The sequence below is a fragment of the uncultured Polaribacter sp. genome (assembly GCF_947503875.1).
Lineage (GTDB): Bacteria > Bacteroidota > Bacteroidia > Flavobacteriales > Flavobacteriaceae > Polaribacter.
The window spans coordinates 1-16,769 of sequence record NZ_CANNFH010000010.1; the positions used below are offsets into that span (position 1 = coordinate 1).

General features: G+C 29.6%; 20 protein-coding genes. 10 read left to right on the forward strand and 10 right to left on the reverse strand.

The features are described 5' to 3' along the window. Positions 1 to 265 precede the first annotated feature (265 nt). The 8 genes from Q0684_RS13170 (at position 266) to Q0684_RS13205 (ending at position 6,658) form a co-directional block, all read left to right on the forward strand. Complete coding sequence (locus Q0684_RS13170; protein ID WP_299017712.1) at positions 266 to 1,501, forward strand: DUF6638 family protein; 1,236 nt, start codon at positions 266 to 268, stop codon at positions 1,499 to 1,501. A gap of 256 nt (positions 1,502 to 1,757) precedes the next feature. Then, complete coding sequence (locus Q0684_RS13175; protein WP_299017715.1) at positions 1,758 to 2,282, forward strand: hypothetical protein; 525 nt, start codon at positions 1,758 to 1,760, stop codon at positions 2,280 to 2,282. A 210-nt stretch (positions 2,283 to 2,492) separates the two neighbouring features. Further along, complete coding sequence (locus tag Q0684_RS13180) at positions 2,493 to 4,181, forward strand: hypothetical protein (protein WP_299017718.1); 1,689 nt, start codon at positions 2,493 to 2,495, stop codon at positions 4,179 to 4,181. A gap of 261 nt (positions 4,182 to 4,442) precedes the next feature. Further along, entirely contained in the window at positions 4,443 to 4,796 is a 354-nt protein-coding gene (locus Q0684_RS13185; protein ID WP_299017721.1) for a DoxX family protein, read from the forward strand. Then, positions 4,796 to 5,188 (forward strand): OsmC family protein, encoded by a 393-nt coding sequence (locus Q0684_RS13190; RefSeq protein WP_299017723.1) that lies wholly within the window; start codon positions 4,796 to 4,798, stop codon positions 5,186 to 5,188. Before Q0684_RS13185 ends, Q0684_RS13190 begins: the two co-directional genes overlap by 1 nt. Before the next feature lie 29 nt (positions 5,189 to 5,217). Then, positions 5,218 to 5,754: an NAD(P)H-dependent oxidoreductase gene (locus Q0684_RS13195; RefSeq protein ID WP_299017725.1), complete on the forward strand. Its 537-nt coding sequence runs from the start codon at positions 5,218 to 5,220 to the stop codon at positions 5,752 to 5,754. A gap of 3 nt (positions 5,755 to 5,757) precedes the next feature. Further along, entirely contained in the window at positions 5,758 to 6,006 is a 249-nt protein-coding gene (locus tag Q0684_RS13200; RefSeq protein WP_299017730.1) for a glutaredoxin, read from the forward strand. 214 nt (positions 6,007 to 6,220) lie between these two features. Further along, positions 6,221 to 6,658 (forward strand): MarR family transcriptional regulator, encoded by a 438-nt coding sequence (locus Q0684_RS13205; RefSeq protein ID WP_299017733.1) that lies wholly within the window; start codon positions 6,221 to 6,223, stop codon positions 6,656 to 6,658. Positions 6,659 to 6,698: 40 nt separating this feature from the next. Here the strand turns inward: Q0684_RS13205 and Q0684_RS13210 are convergent, their stop codons facing one another. The 6 genes from Q0684_RS13210 to Q0684_RS13235 all read right to left on the reverse strand — a co-directional run bounded on the left by Q0684_RS13210 (position 6,699) and on the right by Q0684_RS13235 (position 11,987). After that, positions 6,699 to 7,070 carry a hypothetical protein gene (locus Q0684_RS13210; protein WP_299017736.1) on the reverse strand — a complete coding sequence of 124 codons (372 nt, stop codon included), beginning with the start codon at positions 7,068 to 7,070 and terminating at the stop codon, positions 6,699 to 6,701. A 17-nt stretch (positions 7,071 to 7,087) separates the two neighbouring features. Next, positions 7,088 to 8,185 carry a lactonase family protein gene (locus Q0684_RS13215; RefSeq protein WP_299017738.1) on the reverse strand — a complete coding sequence of 366 codons (1,098 nt, stop codon included), beginning with the start codon at positions 8,183 to 8,185 and terminating at the stop codon, positions 7,088 to 7,090. Continuing rightward, positions 8,185 to 9,927 carry a M14 family metallopeptidase gene (locus Q0684_RS13220; RefSeq protein WP_299017740.1) on the reverse strand — a complete coding sequence of 581 codons (1,743 nt, stop codon included), beginning with the start codon at positions 9,925 to 9,927 and terminating at the stop codon, positions 8,185 to 8,187. The genes Q0684_RS13215 and Q0684_RS13220 overlap by 1 nt, the downstream gene beginning before the upstream one ends. Before the next feature lie 6 nt (positions 9,928 to 9,933). After that, positions 9,934 to 10,389, reverse strand: coding sequence for a pantetheine-phosphate adenylyltransferase (coaD, locus tag Q0684_RS13225; protein ID WP_299017742.1), 456 nt, complete (start codon positions 10,387 to 10,389; stop codon positions 9,934 to 9,936). A gap of 64 nt (positions 10,390 to 10,453) precedes the next feature. Beyond that, positions 10,454 to 10,813, reverse strand: coding sequence for a four helix bundle protein (locus Q0684_RS13230; RefSeq protein WP_299017744.1), 360 nt, complete (start codon positions 10,811 to 10,813; stop codon positions 10,454 to 10,456). 202 nt (positions 10,814 to 11,015) lie between these two features. Then, complete coding sequence (locus tag Q0684_RS13235; RefSeq protein ID WP_299017747.1) at positions 11,016 to 11,987, reverse strand: D-alanine--D-alanine ligase; 972 nt, start codon at positions 11,985 to 11,987, stop codon at positions 11,016 to 11,018. Positions 11,988 to 12,080: 93 nt separating this feature from the next. Between Q0684_RS13235 and Q0684_RS13240 the strand changes: the two genes are divergently transcribed. Next, on the forward strand, positions 12,081 to 12,635 hold the full coding sequence (locus tag Q0684_RS13240; RefSeq protein WP_299017750.1) for a PASTA domain-containing protein: 555 nt from the start codon (positions 12,081 to 12,083) through the stop codon (positions 12,633 to 12,635). Positions 12,636 to 12,748: 113 nt separating this feature from the next. Continuing rightward, positions 12,749 to 13,792, forward strand: a complete 1,044-nt coding sequence (locus Q0684_RS13245; RefSeq protein WP_299017753.1) for an RluA family pseudouridine synthase — start codon at positions 12,749 to 12,751, stop codon at positions 13,790 to 13,792. Positions 13,793 to 13,801: 9 nt separating this feature from the next. Here Q0684_RS13245 and Q0684_RS13250 read toward each other — a convergent pair whose 3' ends face one another. From Q0684_RS13250 to Q0684_RS13265, 4 genes are read right to left on the reverse strand one after another with little or no spacing between them, the layout of a single operon-like run. Next, on the reverse strand, positions 13,802 to 14,317 hold the full coding sequence (locus Q0684_RS13250) for a GNAT family N-acetyltransferase (protein ID WP_299017756.1): 516 nt from the start codon (positions 14,315 to 14,317) through the stop codon (positions 13,802 to 13,804). Between the two features lie 21 nt (positions 14,318 to 14,338). Next, positions 14,339 to 15,235, reverse strand: a complete 897-nt coding sequence (locus Q0684_RS13255; RefSeq protein WP_299017758.1) for a neutral zinc metallopeptidase — start codon at positions 15,233 to 15,235, stop codon at positions 14,339 to 14,341. A gap of 32 nt (positions 15,236 to 15,267) precedes the next feature. Next, complete coding sequence (locus Q0684_RS13260; RefSeq protein ID WP_299017761.1) at positions 15,268 to 16,281, reverse strand: transglutaminase domain-containing protein; 1,014 nt, start codon at positions 16,279 to 16,281, stop codon at positions 15,268 to 15,270. Next, positions 16,281 to 16,691 (reverse strand): carboxypeptidase-like regulatory domain-containing protein, encoded by a 411-nt coding sequence (locus Q0684_RS13265; protein ID WP_299017763.1) that lies wholly within the window; start codon positions 16,689 to 16,691, stop codon positions 16,281 to 16,283. The genes Q0684_RS13260 and Q0684_RS13265 overlap by 1 nt, the downstream gene beginning before the upstream one ends. Positions 16,692 to 16,769: the final 78 nt, after the last annotated feature.

The window sequence follows — 16,769 nt, forward strand, 5'->3', positions numbered from 1 at the left end:
GTTAAAAAAACAATTGAGTAATCAAAGTCCTTTCCTTTGGAAAGGATTTAGGATAGGAAAACCATTGACGCAAGAACTATAATGTTGTTGTATTATTTGAAAGTTAAAAAAATAATGGAGTAAGCAAAGTCCTTTCCTTTGGAAAGAATTTAGGATAGGAAAATCATAGACGCAAGAACCATAATGTTGTTGTATCATTTAAAAGTTAAAAAAAACAATTGAGTAAGCAAAGTCCTTTCCTTTGGAAAGGATTTAGGATAGGAATATGGATAAACTAAAACAAGCCAATTTATACAGAAACGAACTAATTCTCGTAAACGGAAAATTAGTAGAACGTTACAATAGGTGTTTACAAAAATTAGGTTTTACGCCCACAGAATTATCTTCTTTTTTTATTGATGGTATGGGGTGGAGTCCAGAAATTGCAGAAGAAAAACAAGAACAGTTTTACTTAAATAATGGAGAGGCAAACACGCATGCAATAATAATTACTCCAAAGCAAAAAGGAATTGCGTTGTATAATCCGTTTCATTCTTTTGATAAAGAATTAATGAAAGCCGTTTTTAAAACACACGCAGAAAAAATTAAAAATATTACAAGAGATTCTGCCTTGTGTTTAGATTTTGATCAGAAAATAGATGCTTTTTATGAGCCTTTAGATATTTTAAAATATAAAGAAATAACGGTTAAATTTCATTTGATAAATGATTTAAAAAAGGCAAAACAAAAACAGTTAGCGTTAATTAAAGAATTTAAAAAAGATCAAAATTTTATTGATGAGAAAATTCACCAAAAGTTACTAGACTCAGCAAAAAAATATGGCGATTTAAGAACTAGAACTTTAGATTTAGATGCTGTTCTTTTTAAAACAGAATCTTTTTACACAAAAGCTTTTGGAGGTATTTATTTATTAAGAGATTTGGCAATGCCTATTTTGGTTTTCGAAGATTTGGCAATCTATAAAGAAGCCATTACAAATACTACTTATGATGTTTTAATGTATCATATTTCTCACAAAGAATTACTAGATAAATTAAAATCTTATAATGTAATTGAGCTAGATTTAAATGAACCCATTACCAAAAAAAGACATCAAAGGATTCAGCAATTTATGTTGGCAGAATATATTACAGAAAATACGCATCCAATTAAAGATGTTTTAAAAGATAATATTTTATTTAAAAGTTATTTAAATAAAATAGATGTTACAGCCCGTAAAAAAGTAATGGGTTTGTCTATTTTTTTAGAAAAGCAAAAGTTATCAAAAAATATAAAACCAGAAGAGGTTTTGCATACAGAAATGCTAAATGCTTTATATAAACCACATTCTTCTTTAAGGGCAAATGAACAAGATTTAATTTGGAGTTTATTAGTAAATATAGCTCCAAAAGATGTGTTATTTTTATATTGGTATCATAAAGAAAGGTTTTATAAATTATTTAAAAAACAATCAGAATCTACAAAAGAGTGGATTATTGAAACCATAAAAGCAGGGTTTTGATAAGTAAGAAGTTTGAAGTTGGAAGTTTGAACGGATAAGCTGGAAGTAGTTCGAGGTAATTTGTGAAAATACTATCTTTATAAAAATAAAAAAATGACTTTGATAAATTTTGTAAAGATTGTTATCACTTAATGAATATTACAATAGCTTTTAGAAGTGAAGTAAAATAATTAAAAATAAAAAAAGTATTTAGTTTGAAGTTTAAGTAAGAAAACTTCCCACTTAAAACTTCCTATATCAAACTAAAAATAAAACTATGACACTAGAACTAATTACATTTATTGCAACATTATTATTTGGCGCAGTAATTTACTGGAGAGAATCACAAACTAACGGAGTATATCGTTTTTTTAATAAAGTAATGAATTCTAAAGAATTACAGATGAAACCTGATAACAAAAAAGGTTTTATTTATCAGCAAAATTTATTGTTAAGGTTGGTCTACATTACAGTATTATTTTTAGTTGTAATTTTAATTACTCGTTTTTTAATACCAATAGATATTGCAACAATATCACTTTTTGCATCTATGATTTTTGGTACTTTAATAGGAACATATTGTGCAGGTTTTATTTTTAAATCAACAGCAATTATTGAAGAAAGTTCAGATACTTTTGAAGAAAAATTTAAAGATGTTGTAGAAAAGGGAAAAGACTTTGTGGAGGATTTAACCACAAAAGAACCAGAAGTAATTGAACGCGCACAAAAAGAAATAGAAAAGCCAAAAGCACAAGAAAAAAGTGCAAGAGATCGTTTAAAAGATAAAGGGTTTTTGAAGTAGGAGTTGTAGTTTTGAGACAAGAGACAAGAGACAAGAGACAGGAGCAGTTAAAAAGAGAAAGGTCTTGAATTAAAAACAAGGTATAAAATTAGATTTAAAAAAAATACAATCATTAAAATTGTAAAATTGTTAACATAACAAACTCAGATTATGAGTTTCTTCTCAAGCCTGCATTTAGCGCAGTCGAAATGGGAAGATTAAGATGGGATTATGATCAAAACATACTGGAACAAAGGAGCAAAACAAAAAAGAAATACAATACTACTAGGCATTATAATTATTGCCTTATTATTCTTTTTACGAGACGATTATCAACCAGCATTATTATTTGTTAGAAAATTTATATTTATAATTCTCTTAGGTTTTTTAGTTTTAATTTTAGGCTTAAGAAACTTTAGAAAATCAGTAGGTACAGGCAAAAGAATTGGTATTTTACTATTTCTATCGGCATTTTTCGGAATCTTATATTACGTAGGTTGGAACCTCAATTTTTACGATTACATGAAAACCTACAACGTTTTTAACGATTTACAAAAAGTAGAAATTGTAGAACTGCCACTTACGCAAAACGAAAGAATTCAGCCTCTAAGAAATATTTTTTCTATGGCAAACGAATCTGTTGGAGAAACAAAAGACGTTTCCTTGCCACACTTGGTTAGAATAGAAGACCATAATCAATGGACAATGGCAATTCAACCCACAGAAAAATACTATTGGCAAGGCTTAAAAGACAATACAGAGGAAGTTTTTGCAGTTTCTAGTACCACACCTTTTCCGCGTTTTTCATCAGAAAATAGAATTCCCGTAACTTTTTCTATTGGCGAGTCTTTAAAATTCAGCAGAAACACTTACAACGCAGTTGTACAACGCTTAACCCCTTGGATGTTATTTAATTACGAGCCAAGTGACACCTATTATATGAAAAATGATAAAGGTGCTTGGGTACAAGTAGTTAGCTTAATTAAATGGAAAGGTTTTTTCTTTCCTTATCCCACTTTTGGCGGAGTTATGGTCATAGAAAATGGAGAACATAATTTTAAAGATTATTTAGAAAGAATTGCCATTGGTAAAGGAACTTACATTTCGCCAGAAGAAATGAAAAATCACAATTATTTAACTAGGCAAAATACGTTGGCAGAAAAAGTATCGCGTTTACAAGCAGAAAGTTTAAAGTTTTTGGCAGGTTTTTCAGATCCTTTGCCTTGGAATATGAAAACAGCCGTTAAAATTCCAAATTTACCAGACGATCAAAATCAACAACCATTTGTAACCGATTTTAATTTTTCTAGCACAAATGTTGGCGCTTACAATGGCTTATATCATTGGTTTGGTTTAGAGCCAGTTGGTAATGAAAGAACTAGTTTAACGTTTAGTGTTTTTATACCTGCAGACGGTTCAGACAAGGTGTATTATTACGATCATGCCTCTAAAAAAGAAGGCTATGCAGGCGTTTCTGCAATGCCTTTAAAAGTTATAGAATCTCGTAAAGAGTATGATTGGTCTGTAAATAAACCTGTAGAATTTAGACCTTATATTAAAGAAATTGCTGGCAGAAAACGTATGTTTTTCTTGGGTACAATTTCTGCAATTCAAAAAGAAAATGCACAGTTTGATGGTTCTGCAACACCAGATTTGGCTTTAATAGATAGCGAGTATAGAGATGTTGTGTGGATAGAAGCAAAACGCCCAAGTACATGGAATGAAGAAGTGTATAAGCAGTTAAATGAAGCCTGGAGAAGTAGTGAAACACAAAATATTTACTTCGAAAAAGAAGAAACCATTTTAGAGACAAATCGTGCTATTTTAGATTCTATTAAACTAATTTCTAAACAAGTAAAAGATTTAGAACGCATAAAAAAGCTGCAACAACAAATAGATTCTATTAAAATGAACAATTAATTGGTTTATCAGTTTACGTACAAATCTTTTTAAATAAATAACAAATTTTATTTGAAGCTATTTCCAGCTTTCACTACTCGCTTCACGCCCAAAAGCGTGAGAGCTCAAACAGGCCGTTCAATCTGGGCTACTCCAGTTTGCTAGTTTTGGTCCTATCTTTAATTAACTATTCACTTTCTAATTAATATACTTCCTTGGATTTATTTTCCTTGGCAAATAAATTTAAAACACCTATTTTTGTATTCATTTTAAAAAGATAATATGAAGATTAATAAAATAGTCTATTACGCAGCCACAGGCTTATTAACGCTATTAATGCTTTTTTCGGTAAGTATGTATCTTTTCAATAATGATGCAATTACAAAAGCTTTCATTAGTTTTGGTTATCCAACTTACATTATTTATCCTTTAGCCACTGCAAAAATACTAGGTTTAATCGCAATTTGGTTTGTAAAAAATAAAGCGGTTAAAGAATGGGCTTATGCAGGTTTTTTCTTCAATTTTATCTTGGCATTTTTTGCACATTACATGATTTCAGATGGCGAGCAAATGGGTGCTTTAGTTGCATTAGTTTTGCTGATAGTATCTTATATTTTTAGCAAAAAAATACAATAATGGCAAATTCAAATGTAGTTTTAAGTACCAAAAAGTATTTGGCAGAAGCAAAAATGAGAAATCATTTTGCGGTAATAGACGAACCCGGTTTTTATGGAGGAGGAGATACAGGTCCATCACCAGTAGAATATTTATTAACTGCAATTGGTGGTTGTGTTTCTATGACTTTAAGAATGTATGCAGAAAGAAAAGGTTGGGACGTAGGTGAAATTACAGTGAATGTAACGCAAACAAAAAAAGAAGATGGAACCTTTTTATTAGCCGAAGAAATTTCATTTGAAAAAGAAGTTTCTGACTATCAAAAAAAGAGATTATTAATATTTGCAGGCAAGTGCCCTGTTGCCAAAATGGTAAAAGGAGAAACACCTATAATTACTACAATTAAAGATTAGTAATTTATAAAATCTAAACTAATAACATTATGAAAAAAATATTAGCCTTTGCAGGAAGCACTAGTTCAACTTCTATAAATAAGCAGTTGGTAACCTTTACCGCAAAAAGTTTAACTAAAACTAATTTTGATATTATAGATTTTAGAGACTTTACAGTACCTATGTATAGTGAAGATGAGCAGAAAGAAAACGGAATACCAGAAGATATTGTTAACTTTTCTAAAAGTTTAGATACTTATGATGGTTTTATGGTTTCACTAGCAGAGCATAATGGTTCTTATGCAGCTGCTTTTAAAAATATTTTCGATTGGTGTTCTGTAGTTAATGGTAAAATATTTAGAGAAAAACCAGTATTACTAATGGCAACTTCACCAGGAGCAATGGGAGGTAGGTTTGTATTAGCTGCAGCAGAACAACGTTTTCCTAGACATGCAGCTAAACCAATTTTTACATTTTCGTTACCTACTTTTTCAGAAAACTTTAAAGAGGATAAAATAACTAATACAGAACTTTTAGCCAGTTTACAAGAGCAATTGGCACAATTTGAAAACGCAGTAAATCAATAAAAAATGAAAATAACTTTATACGGTAAACAAGGACATGCATATACAGTAGCATTTAAAAATTTTTTAAATTCTACAGATGTGCCTTATGTTTATAAAGACATTTCTAAAGACGCTGAAGCTAGAGAACATAGTAAGGAGTTGTATAATGGTGTGGCTAAATTTCCAACCTTATTTGTAGATGATCAAGCGTATTTAACACCAACAACAGAGGAGTTTAATAAAATTATGCAAGATTTAAAGTTGAGAGCGTAGGTTTTTTGATTAAAGAGAAGAGAGAATAAAGAATAAAGAATAAAGAATAAAGAGAAGAGAATAGAGATCAAAGAAAAAAGAGAGAAGAGAGAAAAGAGAAGAGAGAAGAGAGTGAAGGGTGAAAAATTAACAATTTTTTCTTTTTTATTCAAAATCAAATTTATTTTTTACCAACAACCAACAACCAACAACGCACAACTCACAACAGAGCAAAATGGGAGATATAGCTAAAGACATAAAATCAAGTTTTAAAAGCGATAAATTAAAAGCTTTAATCAACTTAAAATATACCGCTAATTGGTTAAATAGTAAGGAAAACGAGTTTTTTAAACCTTATGGAATTTCGCCACAACAATACAATATTCTAAGAATTTTAAGAGGCGCTAAAAAACAAGTTAAGGTTCAGGTTGTAAAAGATAGAATGATAGAACGTGCGCCTAATGCAACACGTTTAATGGATAAGTTGTGTGATAAAAATTTAATAGAAAGAACACGTTGTGAACATGATAGACGTGTAGTTTATGTACAAATATCTGAACAAGGTTTGGCATTGCTTACTAACATAGATAAGAACAAAAACTTATCTTTTTTAGAGAAACTAACCGATTTAGAAGCACTTATGTTAAGTGATTTACTGGATAAAATTAGGTAGTTTATAAAATAAGCACGCGAATTTTTATTAAAAATTGTATTTACATTTTAAAAATCATCCAAATACTACTAATAAAAGTTGTGATAATGCCTAAAATTCCAGAAAATACAACTAGCTTTCCAATTAAAACAATAATTTGATTAATTTCATTGGATTGATTACTAAAATACCTTTGTTTAGAATTACTTTTCTTTAAAGTACTAAAACCATATTTAATGGCTTTTAAAGCTTCTTTAAAAATGTTATCATAATCTTCAACTATTTCAGGTTCATAATCTTGTTTTATAAATGTAAAAGAACTTTTAAAGTAGGCAATACATTGCCTGTGTCTTATTAACAAAATTCCACCTAAAATGGTTATTGTAAATCCAAATACATTGGAGAAAAAATTTAGTATAGCAATTAATGTCATTTTTTTTTGTTTAATTTTTAAAATAAAATACAAACAGGTATTGGTGCTTTAATTTCATCTACAAAAATTAATTTACCTGTTTTTTCATCTCTCTTAAAGGAGATGATGTTATCTGTATCTTGATTGGCAACTACTAAAAAATCTTCATTTGGTGATAAAGAGAAGTTTCTTGGGTGTTCGCCTCTAACATTTTCATAACCTACAGTTTTTAGTGATCCATCTGCTGTATTTACTTCAAAAATAGCAATAGATTCATGTCCTCGATTAGAAGCATATAGAAACAACCCATCTTTTGTAATATGAATATCTGCAGCTTTACTAAATTCAGTAAAATCGTTTGGTAAGGTGGTAATTGTACTTTCTACAAAATATTTGCCGTTGTTTTCTTTTACTAAAGAAACGGTATTTGCTAGTTCATTTAAAACAAAAATCCATTTTTTATTCGGATGAAAAGTTAAATGTCTTGGTCCTGAACCTTTTGGCATTGCCAATTTTTGTTGTGCTGTAAGTGTTAATTTATCATTTTCAATTTTAGAAAACCACAATTCATTCGTTCCTAAATCTACAGAAATAAGCTCTTTTTTAGTTGGGTGAAACCATGCAGAATGTGCATGTGGTGCTTTTTGTCTTTCTGTAGTGCCTTTACCAAAATGTTGTTGTACATCTAATAAATTACTTAGTTTACCATTTGTATCTGTTTTAAGTAAACCAACAGTACCTGCTCTATAATTGGCAGTTACAATATAATTATCATCATTTATTCCAACAAAACAAGGTCCTGCACCACCTGTTTTTTCTTTGCTTACTTGTGTTAAAGAATCTTTTTCAATTTTAAAAGATCGGACAAATCCAACACCATTTTTATCGGTTTCACCAACAGCAAACAATGTTTTTTTATCCTTAGATTTTACTAAAAAAGTAGGATTTACAACAGTTGCCTGTAGGCCAATTTCACTTAATTTTCCTTCTTTAGAAAGGCTATATTTATAAATACCTTTGCTATCTTTTTTAGTGTAAGTACCTACGTAAAACGTTTGTTCTGTGCTCATTGTCTCTTTTTCTTGTTTACATCCTAAAAATGTAATTACTAGTAGTAAAGTGGTAAAATATTTCATTAATAAATTTTATAAATTGGCAATTGTAAATGTGCTGGCTCGTAATAGGGTGAATTTTTGTAAATAAAATCTAACTGTGCTCTTGGATTTTTAGTAAAAGCTTCATCTTTCATTTTTTCTAGAAGCTTAGCCTTTATTGAAGGATTTTCTAGTAGAATTTTTTCAGCAATATCTTCAAAAACATAAGCAGAGTAGCCTTCTTTTTGCTGTAAAATAGTGTCAAAAAAGTTCCAATTAAAAAAAGAATCTGTTGCTGTTGCTTCTAGGGTTTCTAACAAATAGCGTATTCCATTTTGATTTGTTGGTATGTATAAATCACCGGCTTTAAAAGTAACTTTTTCTTTTGTTTTAGAAATGGAAGTATTATAGTGTAAATAATGCCCTTCATAAGCAGCGTTTCTTGTTTCAAAATCTTTAATATGGTTTACTTCAACAATAAAACTAGTGTCTTTTTTAAAACGCGTATATTCAATTTTATTATTGTCTAAACGCGATACAATTTTATGCCAACCTTGTTTTAAAATATAAGCTTTTGGTATGTTTACTTCTTTTGTAGCTATAAAATTATTGTAGTAATTTGTTTCTTTAGTAAATGGCTTAGTTACATCGTAAAACAAACGTTTTCCGTTGGTTACTTTGCTTTCTATCATTTCAGCTTCATAACCTTTAAATTGTAGTTTTGTTGAGTTTTCTTTGTCCGCTTTAAAAGCAATTGGGTAACTTTTTTTAGCTAAGAGTTCAGCCACTGCATTTTTACGTAATTCTTTAATTTCTGTTGAATTATTTTCAGTAAAATCAAAGGCAGATAACATCAATTGATATGTTTGCTCAACTCGTGTTTTATAAGGTTTTAGCATGTGTGTTTCTACCATTAAACCTAGTGTGTGAAACAAAGTAGTGTATCCTGTAGAATATCTTGGTGAATCAAAAAACTGCGAAAATCCATTTTCTGGTGTAGTTCCCCAAACATTTACATAAGGTGTAATTAAAATATCTTTTTCTTCTAAAGATTTTTCTATTTGTGGTCGCATTTTAGTTTCTAAAAATGCACCTAAGTTTCCGCCTAATTTATTATATTGGGTAAACAAATGTGTAATTGCATATTGATAATCTGCACCATTACTTACATGGTTGTCTATAAAAACATCAGGATTTACAGTATGAAAAATTTCTGCAAAAGCAGCTGCATTTTTGGTGTCTTGTTTAATAAAATCTCTATTTAAATCAAAATTTCTAGCATTTCCCCTAAAGCCATAAGAAACAGGCCCATTTTGATTGGCTCTTGTGTGCGAATTTCTATTTAAAGCACCACCTATATTATAAACAGGAATTACAGCAACTAATGAGTTTTTATATTTTTTTTGCAAAGAATCGCTTTGTACGATATCTCTTAAAAGCATCATAGAAGCATCAATTCCATCTGATTCTCCTGGGTGAATTCCGTTATTTATTAAAATTCTATTTTTTCTAGATTTTGTAATTTCATCAACATTAAAAACACCTTCACTATTATAAACAACTAAATGTAAAGGTTTACCAGAGTCTGTTTGCCCAAAAGAAAACAAAGAGATTTGCGAATATTCTTCGGCTAAATTCTTATAAAATGATATGACGTCCTCATATTCAGGTGTTTCTGTTCCGTTAGATTTTTCGAAAATTGTGGTGAAATCAACTTCACTTTCAGTTTTAGAATTGCAAGAAATAATAAGAATGGTAAGTAGTAAAAATAGAATTTTTTTCATTTGTAATTATTTAACTCTTACTGCTTTAGGTACTAGTTTTGTGTAATCTCCATTATTTCTAATAACATCTCTTACAATAGAAGAAGAAATATAAGAAGTACTTGCAGCAGTTAATAAAAACACCGTTTCTATTGGTGCTAAATCTCTGTTTGTGTGTGCTATGGCTTTTTCAAATTCAAAATCAGCAGGATTTCTAAGGCCTCTAAAAATAAAATCTACATTATTTTTTTTACAGAAATCTACCGTTAAACCTTCATAAGTAACCACTTTAATTTTAGGATTGTCTTTAAAAGATTCTTCTATAAATTTTTTGCGTTCTTCTAAAGAAAACATGTATTTCTTACTAGAATTAACTCCAATTGCAATAATTAGTTCGTCAAAAAGTTTTACACCTCTTTCTATAATATCATAATGTCCTAAAGTTAACGGATCAAAAGATCCTGGAAATATTGCTTTTTTCATTTTTTTATTTTTGATGTTTTTGATTTTTTTGAACCATGAAACAGGAGGTATAGAATTTGAAAAATTATTTTTCTAAAGATTCAATAAAATTAGAAATTTTTTGCTGTATTTTTTTGATTCTTGCTTCAAATTCTTCAAATTTATTTATTGAAATAAAATTTAGATTATTACAGATTATTAATTGTGTTTCCCACTCAAATGCAGACCCTAAACTATGTTCTAAAAAGTTTTTAAAATGTTTTGTAGAACTTTTACTTGTTCCTTCTGCAATATTTGAAGGAATAGAAACACAACAACGATTTAATTGACTTACCAAACCAAATTTTTCGTTATTGGGTAAAGACGCTGTAAATTTATAATTTAGTGTTACTAATTCTATTGATTCTTGCCAGATTTGTAATTTTTTAAAATTGTGTCTTTTCATAATATTCCAGTTTTTACCCAAATATAAGTAAACTCAATTATTTTTAATTTTTGTCTTCTCTATCAAAGATAAATATTCCTTAATACCTTAATTCCTTAATACCTTAATTCCTGTTTCCTGTTTCCTGTTTCCTGTTTCCTGTTTCCTGATTCCTGTTTCCTGCTTCAGTTTCAAAAAATCTCGTTTCACTAAAAAGAAACTTTTAAAAACAACTTTCAATTGCATTTTCAAACAATTCTTCCAAAGATATACCAGCTTTTTGCGCTTGTTGTGGCAAAATACTTTCTTCAGTTAAACCTGGTACTGTATTTATTTCTAAGAAAAACGGGGTATCATTTACAAAAATATATTCTGCTCTAGAAAAACCTGTCATGTTTAAAACTTCATATACTTTTTTAGCTGTTTTCTCTACTTTTTCTTGCTGAATAGCAGTAATTCTTGCAGGTGTAATTTCTTGCGATTTTCCCAAATATTTGGCTTCATAATCAAAAAAATCATTCTCTGAAACAATTTCTGTAATAGGTAAAACTTTGGTTTCTCCTTTATACTGAATGACCCCAACAGAGACTTCTGTACCTTCTAAAAAAGATTCAATTAAAATTTCTGAGTCTTCTTTATAGGCCGTTTCTAAGGCTGGTAAAATATCTTCTTTTGTATGTGCTTTAGAAATTCCATAGCTAGAACCTGCATTATTAGGTTTTATAAAACACGGTAAACCTACTTTTTCTATAATAGAATCTAGGTTAATTTCATCACCTTTATTCAAATAAATAGAAGTGGCGGTTTGTATGCCGTAAGCTTTTACAGCACTTAAGGTATCTCTTTTATTAAAGGTGAGTGCCATTTGGTAAAATGGTGCAGAAGTGTGTTTTAAATTAATAAGGTTAAAATAAGCCAATAGTTGTCCATTTTCTCCAGGAGCACCATGAATAGCGTTGAAAACACAGTCAAAATTAATTTTTGTACCTTTTCTAATGAAAGAAAAATCGTTTTTATCAATTATATATTCATTTTCAGTTTCATCTAAAGCTACCCATTTTTCTTTTAAAATTAATACTCTATAGGTATTATATTTTTTGGTGTTTAGATTTTTGTAAACTACATTTCCACTTTTTATAGAAATGTCTTTTTCGGATGAATAACCACCCATTGCAATGGCAATATTTTTCTTCATTTTATTTAAAATAATAAAACAAATTTATCAAAATATAAATAGAAACAGCCACGTTTACTTTTTATATATTTGTGGGACTAAAAATATCTAAGAATGAGTTTGTTTCAGTTTTTAAAAAGTAAAACTTTTTTTATACAAATAGCCATTGCTGTAATTGGTTTGCTACTTTTTGTGTTTGCGTTACAATACTGGCTGGGCATTACTACTAATCATAATCAGAAAATACAGGTGCCAGATTTACAGAAACTTACGTTAAGTGAGGTAGAAAGAAAGCTAAACGAATTAGATTTAAGTTATAAGATTATTGATAGCGCAAGTTACAATCCAGAATATCCAAAAAAATCTGTAATAGAACAAACACCAGAAGCAGGAGATTTTGTGAAGGAAAAACGTAAAATTTATTTAACCTTAAACCCTTCTAAATACAGAGATGTTACCTTACCAGATTTAAATGGTAGAACCAAAAGACAAGCCAGCTCAGAGTTAAGGGCAATTGGTTTAAATGTTGGAACAAATTACACGTATGTAAACGATATAGGAAAAGATGTAGTAAGAGGTTTACGTTTTAAGGGTAAAATAGTTAATGAAGGTGATAAATTACCGCTAAATTCTATTGTAGATTTAGTTTTAGGTGATGGGAAAAGGTAGTCCGTTTTCAGTGGGCAGTAATCAGTTGGCAGTCTTCAGTTGGCAGTATTCAGTAATCAGTTGGCAGTCTACAGTAGGTATTCTAAGGATAATTAAAAAATAAACAAAACGATTTGCAGGAAAATAAAAATCAAGATATAGAAAACGACGATTTATACGAACATTATAAATTTGTGGCAAGTGACGGACAAGAACCTTTGCGTGTAGATAAGTTTTTAATGAACTTTGTTGAAAATGCAACACGAAATAAAGTGCAACAAGCCGCAAAGGCTGGTAATGTTTTGGTGAATGATGTTGCTGTAAAATCGAATCATAAAGTAAAACCAAAAGACGTTGTACGCGTGGTTTTGTCTTATCCGCCAGCGGAAAATTTACTGGTTGCAGAAGATATTCCATTAAATATTGTTTTTGAAGATGATACTGTAATTGTAGTAAATAAACCTGCAGGTATGGTTGTGCATCCTGGCCATGGAAATTATTCTGGTACTTTGGTAAATGGATTAATTCATCACATAGAAAATTTACCTACAAATTCTAATGAAAGACCAGGTTTAGTGCATAGAATAGACAAAGATACCAGTGGTTTATTGGTTGTTGCTAAAAACGAATTTGCAATGGCACATTTGTCTAAACAATTTTATGACAGAACTACAGAGCGTTTGTATTATGCTTTGGTTTGGGGAAATATAGAAGAAGATGAGGGCAGGATAGAAGGCAATATTGGACGTAGTTTAAAAAACAGATTGCAAATGGCTGTTTTTCCTGATGGTGATTTTGGAAAACATGCAGTTACCCATTTTAAAGTTTTAGAGCGTTTAACTTATGTTACTTTAGTACAATGCAAGTTAGAAACAGGAAGAACACACCAAATTAGAGCGCATTTTAAACATATTGGGCATACACTTTTTAATGATGAACGTTATGGAGGTGATGATATTTTAAAAGGAACAACGTTTACCAAGTACAAACAATTTGTACACAATTGCTTTAAGGTTTTGCCAAGACAAGCCTTACATGCCAAAACATTAGGTTTTACACACCCAAAAACAGGCGAGTTTATGCAATTTAATTCAGAAGTGCCAAGTGATATTGCTAATTGTTTAGAAAAGTGGAGAACTTATTCCGAGAATTCTAAAAATATTGAGTTAGAAGATTAGGAGTATTTGCTATAATTCTAAATAAAAAACATCATTTGGTCTTGTTTCTGTATCTGAAATAGGAAAATCATACATGGCAATTTTTTTGAATCCTGCTTTTTTGTAAAAATCGATAGCTCTATCATTTTTAATCCAAACGTATAACCAAACGCCTTTTTGTTTAGCCTCTTTAATTAATTTTAAATTGTAAGCGAACAATTCTTTACCTAAGCCTAAACCATAAAAGGTTTCTGTAAGATAAATACGTTCTAATTTAGTAACATTTTCTGCTTTAATATTGCTGTTTTTTGTGTTGATGATTATTTTGGAGAAGCCTGCTAAAATAGCATCTTTAAAAATTAAATTGTATTTAAAATCGGGATTGTTTATTTCTGATAAAAGTGTTTTTTCGTTAAAACTATTTTTTAGATAGTCTTGCATTATATGGTCTGGAATAACATCTTTGTGTGGCACATAAAATGCTTTTTTACTTACTTCAGCTAAAGCTTTTACATCTTTATCCGTTGCTTTTCTAATTGTTATCATACTAATATTTGCAGTAGTAAATTATAAATTTCTTACGTTAAAAGTATCACCTTGGTTTATATCACCAGTTTCAAAACCTTTTTTAAACCAACGCATTCTTTGGGCAGAAGTACCATGTGTAAAAGAATCGGGTACAACTCTACCAGTAGATTTTTTCTGTAAACGATCATCGCCAATAGCATTAGCAGCATTTAAAGCTTCTCTTAAATCGCTATCATCTAAAATTAAATTGTCAAATTTTGCATGATGTGCCCAAACACCCGCATAAAAATCAGCTTGTAATTCTAGCATCACAGATAATTTATTATACTCTTTTTGACTAATTCTTCCCCTTTGAGTTTGTACTTTTCTAGTCATTCCCGTTAAATTCTGAATATGATGCCCAACTTCATGTGCAATTACGTAAGCTTGTGCAAAATCTCCAGGAGCGTTTAACTTTCTTGTCATTTCTTCAAAAAAACTCAAGTCTATATACAATTTATCGTCTCCAGGACAATAAAAAGGGCCTGTTGCACTTGAAGCAGAACCACAAGCAGAAGAAACGCTATTGGTAAATAAAACTAAAGTTGGTTCTTTGTAATTGGGTATAATTTGGTTCCAAACATCTTCTGTACTTCTTAAAACTTGGTTGCTAAAATCTGCCAATTCATTTTCTTTGGCAGTTCCTTTATAAGGTGTGTTTGTAACTTGATTATTTGAGTTTCCTATTATAAAGTTTAAAGGATTATTTCCTGTAAAGTACATAACACCAATACCAACTGCTAAAATTATTAATCCTTTTTTTGTGGAAACTAGCTTTAAAACTAAAGGAATTAATAGTTTTGCAAAACCGCCACTTAAACCGCCAGAACCTCTGCCAGAAGAGGCGCCTCTTCTATCATCTACATTACTACTTGTTCTTTTTGTTCTCCATTGCATGGTTTATCGTTTTAAAAATATAAAGCTACTCTTTATTTTTTAACATCAAATATATAAGTTGCAATAATTTTATCATCAAAAAATAAATGCAGATCAAAATAACCTTTTTTTGTAAAAAGATGTTGTAGGGTTAATTCATTTTTTTTGAGACTAATTGTGGCAGGTTTTGCTTCTATATTGCTATTGCCGTTGTTTACTATAAATTTAATTTTCTTTGGAGTACTATTTTCTTTTAAAAGGTATTTAAAAGATATTATGGTGTCCCTTTTAATTTGATGATACATCTTTAAAGGAAATGGACTTGTTTTAATATATTTAAAAGCATCACCATACAATAAAGGTAATTCTGTAAACGTCTTAAAACTTGGTGTTTTAGAGCCTAATAATGCATATTCTTTTTTTAAGGGAAAATGATTTTGAAAAAAAAGTTTGGGTTCAGTTAAAAAATAACCATTGTTATAAGAAAACTGAAATTTTCCATTTTGTGGTAAAGAAATTCCTGCAGACCAAGTTGGGTCGCACAAATACCATTTATTGCGTAGTTTTACAATATTCCAAGTGTGATTTGGCATAGTTAATTTGCTAAAATCTACGGCGCTTGTTCTGCCAAAACCATTTACCATTTTACTTTCTATACCTGCAAAATTGCACATTTCTTTAAACAAATAGGCATAACCGGTACAAATGGTTTTTTTCCTCTTTAATAGTTTTTTAAAAAGTTTTTTTTTGAATTTAGAATTCCAATTTACTAGCTTAATAGAATCTTGTGCGTATTTATTTCGTTTTCTATCATTTAAAGCAAACAAATGAAAATCGTTTGCAATGTTAGTACAAATCCACATATAAATTGCCCTTACTTTTTCTACATCTGTAGGTAAGTTTTGGGTTAGGTTAAATGTGAGTTTATTTAAGTTGTAAAGCCTTTTTACCTTTACTTTTTCTGCAATATAATCTGCTTTAGAAAAATCTATTTCCTTAAAATCTGCTTGTTGCGCAAAACCAATTACAGAAAAAAGTAAACATAAAATAAGGTGTCTTTTTTGCATTAGTTGCCTTGTTTTCTTTTCGATTTAAAGCGTTTGTTTGTGTTAAGCGCGCCTAACATTTCATTGGCATCTTCTAATAAAGTAATTGCCAAATTAGTAGCATCATTGTTTATTTTTACAAACTTTTTTTCATAACCTAAATAGGTAAAAACTAAAACATCTCCAATTTTTAATTTTCTAGGAAATGTAAATTCTCCTTTTTTATTGGAGCTAGTTCCTATTGCAGTTCCTTTTAAGTAAATGTTAGCTCCATTTAAAACTTCGGTCTCTGTTGCTGTTTTTCCTTTTACAACACCTTTTACTAGTATTTGTGCATTTGTTTGAACACCAGAAAATAATAGTGTTAAGAACAATACAAATGTTACCAGTTTTGTAGTTTGTTTTGCTGATACTTTTTTTAATGTTTTCATAATGTATTTATTTTAAAATTCAATTTAAAATTAGCGGTATTGCTTCGTTTATAAAAATCTCAATTAGTAAAGCTTACT